This is a genomic window from Deltaproteobacteria bacterium (assembly GCA_016178705.1).
Lineage (GTDB): Bacteria > Desulfobacterota > Binatia > HRBIN30 > JACQVA1 > JACOST01.
In genome coordinates this window covers 285,632-298,749 of sequence record JACOST010000014.1, presented here as the reverse complement: position 1 = coordinate 298,749, position 13,118 = coordinate 285,632, and the positions used below count along the sequence as shown (strand labels likewise).

At 64.3% G+C, this 13,118-nt stretch carries 10 protein-coding genes and 1 pseudogene; 7 read left to right on the top strand and 4 right to left on the bottom strand.

Annotated features, from left to right (window positions below; translation table 11 throughout):
* Positions 1-44: 44 nt before the first annotated feature.
* The 6 genes and pseudogenes from HYR72_09470 (at position 45) to HYR72_09445 (ending at position 7,324) form a co-directional block, all read left to right on the top strand.
* A complete protein-coding gene (locus HYR72_09470; GenBank protein ID MBI1815194.1) occupies positions 45-1,631 on the top strand; it encodes an NAD(P)/FAD-dependent oxidoreductase in 1,587 nt (528 codons plus the stop codon).
* A 218-nt stretch (positions 1,632-1,849) separates the two neighbouring features.
* Positions 1,850-2,993: pseudogene (locus tag HYR72_09465) on the top strand (DUF1214 domain-containing protein).
* A gap of 2 nt (positions 2,994-2,995) precedes the next feature.
* Positions 2,996-3,316, top strand: a complete 321-nt coding sequence (locus HYR72_09460) for a hypothetical protein (GenBank protein ID MBI1815193.1) — start codon at positions 2,996-2,998, stop codon at positions 3,314-3,316.
* 169 nt (positions 3,317-3,485) lie between these two features.
* Positions 3,486-4,964 (top strand): hypothetical protein, encoded by a 1,479-nt coding sequence (locus tag HYR72_09455; protein ID MBI1815192.1) that lies wholly within the window; start codon positions 3,486-3,488, stop codon positions 4,962-4,964.
* A 91-nt stretch (positions 4,965-5,055) separates the two neighbouring features.
* On the top strand, positions 5,056-5,802 hold the full coding sequence (locus tag HYR72_09450; protein ID MBI1815191.1) for a TetR/AcrR family transcriptional regulator: 747 nt from the start codon (positions 5,056-5,058) through the stop codon (positions 5,800-5,802).
* Positions 5,759-7,324 carry a glycosyltransferase family 39 protein gene (locus HYR72_09445; GenBank protein ID MBI1815190.1) on the top strand — a complete coding sequence of 522 codons (1,566 nt, stop codon included), beginning with the start codon at positions 5,759-5,761 and terminating at the stop codon, positions 7,322-7,324. The genes HYR72_09450 and HYR72_09445 overlap by 44 nt, the downstream gene beginning before the upstream one ends.
* 46 nt (positions 7,325-7,370) lie before the next feature.
* Here the strand turns inward: HYR72_09445 and HYR72_09440 are convergent, their stop codons facing one another.
* The 4 genes from HYR72_09440 to HYR72_09425 are packed head-to-tail and all read right to left on the bottom strand — an operon-like array spanning position 7,371 to position 11,310.
* A complete protein-coding gene (locus tag HYR72_09440) occupies positions 7,371-7,889 on the bottom strand; it encodes a hypothetical protein (GenBank protein MBI1815189.1) in 519 nt (172 codons plus the stop codon).
* A 22-nt stretch (positions 7,890-7,911) separates the two neighbouring features.
* A complete protein-coding gene (locus HYR72_09435; GenBank protein ID MBI1815188.1) occupies positions 7,912-8,655 on the bottom strand; it encodes a succinate dehydrogenase/fumarate reductase iron-sulfur subunit in 744 nt (247 codons plus the stop codon).
* A 35-nt stretch (positions 8,656-8,690) separates the two neighbouring features.
* Positions 8,691-10,505: a fumarate reductase/succinate dehydrogenase flavoprotein subunit gene (locus tag HYR72_09430; protein ID MBI1815187.1), complete on the bottom strand. Its 1,815-nt coding sequence runs from the start codon at positions 10,503-10,505 to the stop codon at positions 8,691-8,693.
* A 52-nt stretch (positions 10,506-10,557) separates the two neighbouring features.
* Complete coding sequence (locus tag HYR72_09425; GenBank protein ID MBI1815186.1) at positions 10,558-11,310, bottom strand: succinate dehydrogenase; 753 nt, start codon at positions 11,308-11,310, stop codon at positions 10,558-10,560.
* A gap of 420 nt (positions 11,311-11,730) precedes the next feature.
* Between HYR72_09425 and HYR72_09420 the strand changes: the two genes are divergently transcribed.
* Positions 11,731-13,050 carry a PEP-CTERM sorting domain-containing protein gene (locus HYR72_09420; GenBank protein ID MBI1815185.1) on the top strand — a complete coding sequence of 440 codons (1,320 nt, stop codon included), beginning with the start codon at positions 11,731-11,733 and terminating at the stop codon, positions 13,048-13,050.
* Positions 13,051-13,118 lie beyond the last annotated feature (68 nt).

The following is a 13,118-nucleotide window of genomic DNA, read 5'->3' as shown; positions in this document are numbered from 1 at the left end:
GCAGAGTAGATGCCACTCTGGCACAACGAGGGCAGAGGGCAACAATGACTGTGGAACACCGTGACGTGATCATCGTAGGCGCTGGCCTGTCCGGAGTCGGGGCCGGTGTCCACTTGCATGAGCAGTGTCCGGGGAAGAGTTACCTCATCCTCGAAGGTCGCCCGTCCATGGGTGGCACCTGGGATCTCTTCCGCTATCCAGGTGTCCGTTCCGACAGCGACATGCATACGCTGGGCTACCGCTTCAAACCCTGGCGCGAGGCGAAGGCGATCGCCGACGGTTCCTCGATCCTTAAGTACGTGAAGGAAACCGCCGCCGAGTACGATGTCGACGAGCATATCCGCTACCAGCACCTGGCGACGAAGGCCGTCTGGTCGAGCGAGGATGCCACCTGGAGCGTCGAGGCGCTGCGCAAGGACACTGGTGACACCGTCCACTTCACCTGCAATTTCCTTTTCATGTGCTCGGGCTACTACAGCTATCGGCACGGCTACACACCCGAGTTCGACGGTATCGAGCGCTTCAAGGGGACCCTCGTCCATCCCCAGCAGTGGCCGGAGGATCTCGACTACAAAGGCAAGCAGGTGGTCGTCATCGGCTCCGGCGCGACGGCGATGACGCTCGTACCCGCGATGGCGAAGGACGTTGGCCACATCGTCATGCTACAGCGCTCACCGACCTATGTTGTGTCGCGTCCGGACAAGGACGTGATCGCGAACGCGTTGCGCGCCGTGCTGCCCGACCGGTGGGCCTATGCGATCACGCGCTGGAAGAACGTCGCGATGCAACAGTTCCTCTATCGCCGCACGCGCACGCATCCCGACAAGGTCAAAGCCAAGCTCCTCGACATGGTGAGGAAGGAACTCGGGCCAGACTACGACGTCGAGACCCACTTCACGCCCAGCTACAATCCGTGGGACCAACGCCTCTGCCTGGTGCCGAATAGCGATCTGTTCGAAGCCATCCGTTCGGGCAAGGCGTCGGTCGTCACCGATCAGATCGAGCGCGTCACCGAGACGGGCATCACGCTCGCATCCGGCAAGCAGCTCGACGCCGACATCATCGTCACGGCGACGGGCCTTAACCTGGTTGTGCTCGGGGAGATGCAGTTCGCCGTCGACGGCGTCCCCGTCGATTTCGCGCAGACGTGGACGTACAAAGGCATGATGTATTCCGGTGTACCGAACATGGTCTCCACGTTCGGCTACATCAACGCCTCATGGACGCTGCGGGCGGACCTGACCTCTGAGTACGTGTGCCGGCTCATCAACCACATGGACGAGACCGGCACGCGCCAGGTGGTGCCGTGCCTCCGCGCCGCGGACCAACATATGCCGGCGCGCCCCTGGATCGACTCGTTTTCGTCGGGCTACATGCAGCGCATGATGCACCGCTTCCCGAAGCAGGGCGACCATGAGCCGTGGATCAACCCACAGAACTACGCGCGCGACAAGAAGATGATCCGCCTCGGCGCGCTCGAAGACGGCGCGCTCATTTTCAGCAAACGAGTAGCGCCGGCGACGTCTGCCGCTGCGCCGGGTGGGGAGATCCGCGATCGCGGGTCGCGGCCGCGCCTGAATCCGCAATCGCGGAGGTCCTCACCCCTCGCTTCGACCCCTCGTCCCCGATGATCCCCGTCCCCGACTCGGCGGTGCGCTGACCATGGCGGTGATCCGTCTCTCGCTCGACCTCTGGGTCGCCGATGGGGCCAGGGCAACCGGCCCGCATTTGTCGATCAGGGACTGCGCTCTATCACAGGCGAGCCCACGACGAGACCCAACTGCCCACGCACCACAGGCAGACGGCCGGCAGAGAAGGCGCCGACGAAGCGCCAAGACGAGGAGTTGTCATGACAGCCGAGAGTTCGGACGCGCCCGCAGACGGGAGCGCTGGTCAAACCTCGACGACGGACGCGCCGACTGCTGCGCACTCACTCGACGCGTGGCGCTTGGTGCGAACGATGCTCGATGACATGACGGCAATGGTGCAGGCCGAGGCCGAGACGGAACTCGAGTTGGTCGAAGGGCTCCTGGTGCTTGGCCGCGTCACCGCATTGTGCGTTGAGCTATCGCTCGATGTGGATGTCGAGGCTCCGTGGTTCTTCAGCATGAACACCGAGGGCGGTATGTCGGCGGACCCAATCCGGATGGCGCGTATCACCTGGCGACGATCGATGGCCACCACCGCTACCGCATAAGTGGTAGTCGCGGCACGGTGGCGTATCTCGGTTTCCAGGTGCTCGCCGGTACGGGACTGACGCCGCGCCGCATGGTCACCTACGTGTCCGATCACGACCTCAAGGTCGCCGATGACGCTACGTTCAGCTTCGTGCTCTCGACGGCACGCCCTCCGGACGACGAGCTGGCAGACGCGCCGTGGATCGCTATCCCCAACGACGCGTCAGCGATCCTCGTGCGCCAGTACATCGCCGATCCCTCCAGCGAACGCCGGCCACTCTAGCGATCGAATCGCTCGACCCGCCGGGACCACCGGCCCAACCGACCGACGCCATGCTCGCCGAGCAGTTGACCGCAATGGCATGGACCATCTGGAAGCTCATGACCTTGCACCAGGCGATCAAACCCGAACTGTTGGATCGGCCCAACGACCTCGTTACCGCGGAAGCGGCCGAGCTCGGTGCCGCGAACACCACGCCCGACAACCTCTACATGATCGGGACGTTCCGCCTCGAGAAGGATGAGGCACTCGTGCTCGACATCGATCCACCCGTCACGCGATATTGGAGCATCACCGTGGAGAACATCTGGCACGAGTGCATCGATGTCCGGCGCCGTCGGAGCTCGCTCACCAACGCGACGGCCGTGCCTGAAACCGACGGCTCGGTACGGGTGGTGGTCGCCGCCGCTGATCCCAGGTCGGGCAACTGGCTTGACACCGGCGGGCGTCACCGCGGGTTCATCCTGCTTCGATGGCTCGACAATCCCGTCGCGCCGGCTGTGAAAGTAGCTGTCATCTCGCGAAAGGACGGATGACCATGGGTGCCTACCGCTTCAACCGCGACCAACTCGTCGCGGACGCGATGAACGCAACGGGACTCGAGGACTTCGGCGAGGCCACGTGGGAAGAGGGACTCGACCGTCTGCTCGACGATCTCGTCTCCGAAGCGCGGCTCAACGAACTTGGTGTGGCCATCGTCGCGAGTGAGGTCGTCGACTACCTCACCATCCGCTTGGGCATCACCGCGTTCCGCAAGCAGCATCCGAGCGTCGGCTCCAAGCCGATTACCCGGCCGATCGTCATCATCAGACCGCCGCGCAGGATCGGGTTCGGGGTTCTCTCCGAACCAGTCCGTTGAGCGCTCGGCGACGTAGCGGGAGACTGCGGCGGGCGCACGACCAGTGGCGCAAGAAATATACTGGACGAATCGACATCGCACCCGTACCATCACCTCCATGCCTTGCAGCACTCGCCGCTCCCGTTACGATCGACACACCTCCCGGGCGCTTCTGATCTGCGCGATTATCGTGCTGTCTTGCGTTGCGCCGGCTGCGGCCGTGTGTCCGCCCGCGGCGCGTGCGGCGTGCCGGATCGGCGGCACCAACCTGCTCACCATCTTCAACGACAGCAATGACGCGCGTGACCGGCTCACTTGGAGCTGGCTCCGCGGGCCCGCCGCTCCGCAGGCGGACTTCGGCGATCCGACGGCCACCACCGCGTACTCGCTGTGTGTCTACGACACGTCCGGTCTTGTGCTCTCGGCGGAGGTCGCTGCGGGCGGCACGTGCAACACGGCGCCATGCTGGCGCGCCATCGGGACCACGGGATTTCTCTATCGCGACGGCGCTGGGACTTCAGCGGGAGTTCAGGTGATGCGCTTGTCCGGCAGCACCCACGCTGCCGCGAGCGTCTCGGTCATCGCTCGAGGAATGAACCTCCCCGATCTTGCCACCCCGCTCTCCGCCCCGATCACGGTGCAACTCGGCCAGAGCCCCGGATCGATTTGCTTCGAAAGTGTATTCGATGCCGCCACGATTGCGCGCAATGACGGCACTCAGATGCGCGCGCGCTCCTTGGTCACCGCCGCCACGTCGATGCCAATGTTGCCCAGCACCGGCTGCGGTGATCCGCTCATGATGTACACGCCCGGTGTGTCGACCGCGGCTTCGTTGATGCATGACGGTCTCGCGCGCACGTTTCGCGTTTACTTGCCGCCATCGTATCCAACAACGAACGATACCCCCGTGCCGATTGTGTTCTTGCTACACGGCGGTTTTGGCAGCGGGGCGCAGGTGGAGAATAGTTCGCGCCTGCTCGAGGTCGCCGCCGATCAGGGGTTCGTCGTGGTGTCGCCCGACGGGGTCAACAGCCCGCAAAACATCCGCACTTGGAACGCCGGCGGTTGCTGCGGCTTTGCCGCCAGCAGCGGGGTCGACGACGTCGGATTCGTCGCGGCGATACTCGATCAACTGGAGGCGACGTTGTGTGTCGATCGGCGGCGGGTGTACGCCGCGGGCATGTCGAACGGAGCGATGTTGAGCGACCGACTGGCGTGCGATCTCGCCGATCGCATCCGCGCGGCCGCGGCGGTTTCCGGCAGCCACACGGCCGATCCATGCACACCCGCGCGCCCGGTGCCGATCCTGCACATTCACGGGACCGGCGACCAGAACGTTCCCTACGACGGCGGACTTGGCTGCGGCCCGGCGGGCGTGCCGTTCGCATCGATGCCGGACACCATCGACGGGTGGATGGCGCGCGACGGTTGCTCGGGGCGATCGACCACCGCGCTGACCCAGGGCGACGGGACGTGCGTGAAGCAAGGAACCTGCGCCGGGGCGTCCGACGTCGAGCTGTGCACGATTCCCAACGGTGGCCATCAGTGGCCCGGCGGCCTGCCGCCGGCGATCAGCGGTGTCGGCAACTGCCCGTTCGGCTACCAGAGCCAAAGTTTTTCCGCCAGCGTCGTGCTGTGGGATTTCTTTAGCCAGCACCCGCCGCGCTAGGCCCGGGCGTAACGTCCTCGGCGCATCGGGTGCGTCCCGGCATCGGTCGTCCTAGTTGACTGAATGACTCATTCAGTTTAGAAGGTCGCGCATGGCACGGAAACGACCGGAAGATCGCGTCGACCGGCTGGTGGAATGCGCCGCGCGCGTGTTCACCGAACGCGGCTATAAGCGCACGCAGATGGCCGATGTGGCGCGCGCCATGGGGGTCGCGCCCGGAACGCTGTATCTCTACGTCGAAAGTAAAGAGGCGCTGTTCGACTTGGTGGTGCAGCGCGCGTTTCTCGATCAACCGGCCGCGCCGCTCCCCCAGTTGCCGATCGGGATGCCGGCGCCTGGCCAGACCCTGCGCCACGTGCGCGAACGCTTCGCGCGCGAGGCCCGGCTCCCAGCGCTCCAGGCTGCGTACGCGCGTACTCGCGCCGACGAGCCGCGCATCGAGTTGGAGCGCGTGATACGCGAACTCTACGCCGTGGTTGCGCGCAACCGTCGCGGCAACCAGTTGCTGGAGCGTTCCGCGCTCGATCACCCGGCGCTGGCGCAGTTGTATTTCAAGCGGATGCGGCGGACGCTGATTGAGCGGCTCACCCAATATCTGGAACGCCGCATCCGTCACGGGGCGTTCCGTCCCGTACCGGACACGGCCACCGCCGCGCGTCTCATCCTCGAGATCGTCGCGTGGTTTGCCATGCACCGCCACGGCGATCGCGATCCCGTCATCCTCGACGAGCGGCTGGCCGAGGACACGGTCGTCGCCGTGCTCGTCAACGCATTTGTGAAAGAGGAGAAGCAGTATGCAATCGGTCACGGCTCGCGGCGGGCAGATCGTCGGAGTTGAGGGCGCGCGCACGCGCGAGTTTCCGTGGGTCGCAGGCGTGGCGCTGGTCACCTTCCTGCTGCACGGGCTGACTAGCGGCGGCTACGGTTACTTTCGCGATGAGTTCTACTACCTCGCCTGCAGCGATCGCTTGGCGGCCGGATACGTGGATCATCCGCCGCTGTCGATCTGGCTGCTGGCGGGTTCGCGCTGGCTGCTGGGTGATTCGCTCCTGGCCTTGCACTTCCTGCCCGCTTTGGCGACGGCACTGCTGGTGTTGGTGACCGGCCACCTCACGCGCGTGCTCGGCGGGGGACGCTGGGCGCAAGCTCTCGCCGCCGTGGCGGCCGCGGTTGCGCCCGTCTACCTCGTGGTCGGCAACTTCTATTCGATGAACGCATTCGAACCGTTGCTGTGGACGGTCGGTGCACTCATCGTTGTGCACCTCATACATACCGACGACGCGAGATGGTGGCTCGCGCTCGGACTGGTGATTGGCCTCGGACTCGAGAACAAACATTCGATGTTGTTCTTCGGCCTGGGGCTGAGCGTCGCGGTCGTGGCGACGCCGCTGCGCCGGCACCTCTTTCGTCGCTGGGTTTGGCTGGGCGCGCTCGTGGCGCTGGTGTTGTTTCTCCCGAATCTTCTGTGGCAGTTCCGTTATGGATTTCCCACGCTCGAGTTCATGCGCAACGCGCAGCTATTCAAGAACGCGCCGTTGTCGCTGACACAGTTCGTCGGTCAACAGATTCTCATGGTGCATCCGGTGACGCTGCCGCTCTGGCTCGCGGGGTTGTGCTGGTACTTCGCGACATCGGCGGGGCGCCGCTATCGCGCCCTGGGATGGATCTATGTGGTCGTGTTCGCGCTGCTCGTGCTGCAACGAGGTAAGGCGTACTACCTGGCGCCCGCCTATCCGCCGCTGCTGGCGGCCGGAGCGATTGCCTTCGCGACATGGACGGACCGGCGTGCGCGCTGGCTGCGGTCGGCGTACCTGGCGCTGCTGCTCGCCGGCGGCTTTGTGCTGGCGCCGCTTGGGCTGCCGATCTTGCCGGCGGACACGCTCGTCGGTTACGCGCGCGCGCTCGGGGTACAAGAGGGCGTTAAGGCAGAGACCAATGAGCTGGGCCAACTCCCGCAACACTTCGCCGACATGTTTGGTTGGAGCGAGATGGTCGACACCGTCGCGGACGTCTACAACCGTCTGCCCGCGGACGATCGTGCCCGTTGTGCCATCTACGCGCAAAACTACGGTGAAGCGGGCGCGATCGATTTCCTCGGCCGAACCCACGGACTGCCGCACGCGCTATCGGGCCACAACAACTATTGGCTGTGGGGGCCGGGCAATGTCACCGGCGAGGTGGTGATCGTGGTGGGCGGATCGGCTGCCGATCTCGCCGGTTTCTGCGAGACGGTCGAACAAGTTGCCGTCACCCATTGTCGCTACTGCATGCCGTTCGAGAACAATCGCCCGATCTTCCTCTGCCGCAATCACCAGGGTCGTTTGCAGCAGATCTGGGCGCAGCTCAAGCGGTACATCTAACTCGCCGCAACCAGGCCAACGCTGCGATGCCGCGAGGTCGATCGATTCACCGGTGCGGTGGCACGAACTCGGCCTCCCACTCCTCCTTCGTCTCACTCTCGGCGATGCCGAAGCCGGGGAGGCCTTGCAGGGTGCGCACGCAACTGTTCCACCGCAGAATCGGATCGTCGTTCCCGGACGGTCGGAGGTGCTCGGCCTCGGCGTAGTGCGCGAGCGCTTGATCGAACAGCGGCAGAACCGATCGCAGCGGCATCTTCAAAGTCAGCTGCGCCTTCCCTTGCCGCTCGAACGCCAACCCGGTGTAGAAGGCGCGCGCGTATGGGTCGCGCAGCCGGGCGAAGATCTGCTCGGCTTCAGCGAACCGTTTGCTGGTCGACGCGTCGAACTGGTCGGTGAGCCCGAGACCCAAGGTGCGCAGCGCGAGTTGGTTGTCGGCGTCGATCGCGAGCACGTCGCGGCAGATGCTTTCGGCTTCAGCCGGCTGGTTCAGTTCGCGATACTTGTCTGCCTTCTGGAGAGCCGCATCGATGCCGCTCGGAAGGATACGTTTGAGCGCGCGGTCCATAAGATCTCCCTTCAGGCGGCAGCTACTGCTGTCCCGTCAGCCATCGCACGAGTCGCCGCACCGGGTCGTAGAAGTCATCGACGACCCGCTCCTTGAGCGGGATGATGGCGTTGTCGGTGATGTGAATCGACTCCGGGCACACTTCGGTGCAGCACTTGGTGATGTTGCAGTAGCCGATGCCGCCTTGGTCCTTGATGTACGCGGTGCGTGATGTGACATCGAGCGGATGCATTTCGAGGCTCGCCATCCGTACCAGGAATCGTGGTCCAGCGAAGCTGTCCTTCTTGTCGTGGTCGCGTAGCACGTGGCAGACGTCTTGGCAGAGGAAGCACTCGATGCATTTACGGAACTCTTGAACGCGGTCGATGTCGAATTGGTGCATGCGCCAGGTGCCGTCAGCTTCGGGTGGCCGTGGGTTGAAGGGCGGGATGCGTTTGTTGACCTCGTAGTTCCAAGAGACATCGCACACGAGGTCCTTGATCACCGGGAACGCCTTCATCGGGGCTACGGTGATCGGCGTGCCGGCGGGAAACTGATCCATGCGTGTCATGCACATCAGCTTCGGTTTACCGTTCACCTCGGCGCTGCAGGAACCGCAACGGCCGGCCTTACAATTCCAGCGGCAAGCGAGATCGGTCGCCTGATGGGCCTGGACGAAATGAATGGCGTCGAGTACCACCATCCCTTCGTGCAGCGGCACGGCGTAGTCCTGAAACGCGCCGCTGTCCCGGTCGCCGCGAAAGATTTTGAGGTGCGCTTCTTCCATCGCCCCGCCTGTCCTTCTTTCCGCCGCCGCGCCGCTTACGCCTCGCCGGCCAGCACTGGTTTCAGTTCGTCCGGTACTTGCGGCAACGGCTCTTGCACGACGGCCATCGTCTCGCCTTGCCGGCGCACGATCACGTTGACCGCGCCGAAGCGCTTGTCGGATTCCGGATACTCGACTCGCGTATGCGCCCCACGGCTCTCGCGCCGCTCGATCGCCGCGCGGGTCACCGCTTCGCTCACGGTCAGCAGGTTGTCTAGATCGAGCGTTGTGTGCCAGCCCGGATTGTATTGACGATGACCGGGAACGCGAACGCGTGCAGCGCGCGCGCGCAGCTTCTCGATCTCGGCGAGCGCGTGCTTGAGATCATCCTCACTGCGGGCGATGCCGACGTACGTGCCCATCATTTCTTGTAGGGCTTCTTGGACGGCGTAGGGGTTCTCCTCGCCGGCGCGCTCGAAGGGAACCACCAATTCGGCGGCGATCGCCTCCACCTGGTCGGTCCGCACCTGCGGTTCACCGGTTCGTGCCTTTGCGTACGCCGCCGCGCTCGCTCCGGCGCGGCGGCCGAACACGAGCAGGTCGCTGAGCGAGTTGCCGCCGAGTCGGTTGGCGCCGTGGAGCCCACCAGCCACTTCGCCGGCGGCGAACAGACCTGGAACGGTGGCCGCCTGGGTCTCGGGGTGCACGCGGATACCGCCCATCATGTAGTGCGTGGTCGGCCCCACCTCCATCGCTTGCTGCGTGATGTCCACGTCTGCCAGCTCGTGGAATTGCTGGAACATGCTGGGAAGCTTTTTGCGGATCTCCTCGGGCGTGCGCCGCGACGCGATGTCGAGAAACGCGCCGCCGTGCGGGCTGCCGCGGCCCTCCCGAACCTCCTGAGTGATGGCGCGTGCTACCACATCACGCGTCAGCAGTTCCGGCGGTCGACGCACTTCGGCTTTGCGACCAGCGATGACGTCGGCCACCCAGCGGTTGGCTTCCTCTTCGGTGTCGGCGAAGTCTTTGCGGAACATCTCCGGGATGTAGCGGAACATGAAACGCTCGCCCTTCGAGTTCTTGAGCACGCCACCCTCGCCGCGCACGCCTTCGGTCACCAAGATGCCGCGCACGCTCAGTGGCCACACCATGCCAGTCGGATGAAACTGCACGAACTCCATATCGATCAGATCGGCACCCGCACCGTAGGCCAAGGCGTGACCGTCGCCGGTGTACTCCCACGAATTGCTGTTGATCTTGTAGGTGCGCCCAATGCCACCGGTGGCGAGGACCACCGCCTTGGCGCGCAGCACGAGGAAACGCCCGGTGTCGCGCCGATACGCGAACGCGCCGCTGATGCGGTCGCCGTCTTTCAGCAAGCGCGCCACGGTGCATTCCATGTAGACATCGAGGCTGCGCTGCTGGACGGTCTTGTCCTGCAAGGTGCGGATCATCTCGAGGCCGGTGCGGTCGCCGACGTGGGCCAAACGGGGATACTGATGACCGCCGAAGTTGCGTTGCAGGATGCGTCCGTCCGATGTCCGATCAAACAGCGCGCCCCAGGCCTCGAGTTCGTTCACTCGCGCCGGCGCTTCCTGCGCGAGCAACTGCGCCATGCGCCAATTGTTGAGCAGCTTGCCGCCGCGCATGGTGTCGCGAAAGTGGACCTGCCAGCTGTCGCGCGCATCGGTGTTGGCGAGCGCGGCTGCCACCCCGCCTTCGGCCATCACTGTGTGCGCCTTGCCCAGCAGCGATTTGCAGAGGAGTCCCACCGATGCGCCTTGAGTCGCGGCCTCGATGGCGGCGCGCAACCCGGCACCGCCGGCGCCGACGACCAGGATGTCGTACGAATGAGTTTCAAAGCGATCCATGTAGTCCTTGTCGTTGAGACGGTAGCGATCTGGTGACTCGCCCGTCAATTGGTTACAGCAGGCGCAGATCCTTGATCACGCCCGACGCCACCAAGCGGATGTAAAGGTCCGAGCCGCAGACCGTGACGAAGCTGGCCCAGGCGAACACCATGTGCCGTTCGTTGAGCAGGCTCGCGACTCTCCAGCCCTGGTGCCGCGCGCGATTGAGGGCGCACGACGAAAAACAATCGAGATTGCCCCCGACGAGGTGACGCAACGAGTGACACGAAAAACTATACAGCGTGAGCGCGGTGGTATTGGCGAGAATGACCACGGTGCCGACACCGATGCCAAAGGCGCCGTCGAAGATCGTGGCGTTGACGACATCGTGCCACAGGAAGATCAAGTAAAAGGCGGTGAGGTAGAAGAGGTAGCGGTGGAGATTCTGGAGGATCAGCGGGAAAGCGGTCTCGCCGCGATAGCCGGCGCCGCGGAACTCGGAGACGGCGCACGCGGGCGGATCGAGCAAGTAGGAGCGGTAGTACGCCTTGCGGTAGTAGTAGCAAGTGGCGCGGAAGAGGACGGGTGGAATCAGAATGATGAAGGAAGGTGGAAACGGGAACCACGGAGCGGTGATCAGCGGCGAATACAGCGGCGAGAGGTAGCCGCCGATCTGGTAGTTGCTCCCCTGGTAGGCGGCCCAATTGGCGTAGGTGATCAGCACCCCGAGCATCAGACCTTGCCCGAGCGGCGCAGCCCACCACTTATCTCGCCGTTCGGTGGCGGCGAAGCCGGTGCGACGAAGTTCTCCGGACTGGGCAAGCATCACTACCTCCCCCGTTCTTTCGATACGGCGCGCACCATAGTGCAACCGTCGTTACCAGAGCAAGAGTGAAATTACACGCGTAGCGGAAGGGTGGAGGACCCTCCGCCCTCGAGAGGTGTGGGCGCCCTGGCGCGGCTTGGATCTTTTCCGCGAAGCCTACATGGGGCGTGCACAGTCTGCGTGCCCTGCAAAGACTTGCGGTGCGGCTGCAGGTTGCTGCAGCCAAATCACCGAGTTGATGCCATGGGAATCCGCTGCGCGGCGCGCGCACTGCTTCGATTTGCGCGCCGCAGACTGCGGCATGACGGTTGCGAGACTGCGCGCTCATGATGCGCGTCCTCGGTTGAGCCAAAGGCGGATACGCCAGCATCGCGACCAAGGAGGGAAGAGACCATGCAGACAACCAACGGAGGAGACACGATGGACGTTCGGTGCAGCACGCGACCTTGGAGGCTGACCTGGGTATTGCTCGGTGTGCTCTTCGCCCCGTTCGGATCGTTACACTCAATCCGTCCCGCATCCGCGCAGATTACGTTTGGAACGTTGAGCAACTTCGACGTCTTCAATGATACGGGCGGCGAGTGCCACGGCTTCGAGATCGAACTTGATGGGGTGTCGAGTCCGGACGTCGCGTACACGTTCGGCGACCCCTACGAACGCTATGGCAATCCCAAGCTGGTGGATTTTGCCGGCGGCGTCTACGTGCGTTACGAGAGCGCGTACGATCCGGCTACGCAGACGTTCACCCAGACCACCCCGATGGCGCCGAGTGTGATCGCGCCAACGGATGGTCACGCGTGCTGGAATGGCGGGTCGGCGGACTACCTGACCAGCGGCTGCGAGCACTTCGGGTTGCAACTCAACTTGAATCCCACCGCTACGATCTATCGCTGGTTGATCGCCGATCCGTCCACCCCGGGCGCGCTGCAACCCTCGGGTACCAAGGTGAGCATTCCGGCGCCGATCTGGAACGTGCTGCCTCCCCCTCCCGGGGCGGTGGATCAAGTAAATCCGGTGGTGGTCGCGGTCATCCAACCCGATCCGCCGGCGCCAGGACGCGAATTCGGCGATGCGCTGTGGGTCAAAGTCTTCAAAACTGAATCGCCGAACGCCGCCGAGCTCAATCATCTGGTCACCGACGATCCCGCTGTGCCGCAAGATCAGAGCGAGACCGAAGTGGAGTGGTCGCTCTTGCAATCGAGCACGGGGAAGGTCGCCCAGTTGGAGAACCAGGCGCAGATCGGTGACGGCAACGAGTCGGTCACTCGCCGTTACGAGATCTACCAGTACATCGGCGTGTACGACGCCGAAACTCACGAAGCGCGACCGGTCAGCGACGTGACCCCGGATGCGGCGGACCTCGGCAACTACATCGGCGCCCAAATGGCCGCGATCAATCTCGCGCCCGTCGCTGACCCGACGCCAACCGACACGCCGGTTGAAGTACCGACCGACACGCCAACCAATACGCCGATGCCAACCGACACCGCGACGAACACGCCGCTGCCGACCGAGACGCCGACGAACACACCGATGCCGACCGCTACCGCAACCAGCACGCCGGTGCCGACTGATACCCCAACGTTGGCTCCAACCGAGACCGCGACGACCGCGCCAACCAACACGCCATCACTGACCGCGACACCGACGCGCCAACCGCGCGTGACGCGGACGCCGCAACCAACTCGAACGCCGAAGCGGGAGCGCACCAAAATGAGAACTCGAGGTGCGGATGATTGACAGCGCGCGCCGCCTCGATCTCCATCGAGAGATCCCGCGATCGTCGCGGCCGTTGCTGCGGTACACGA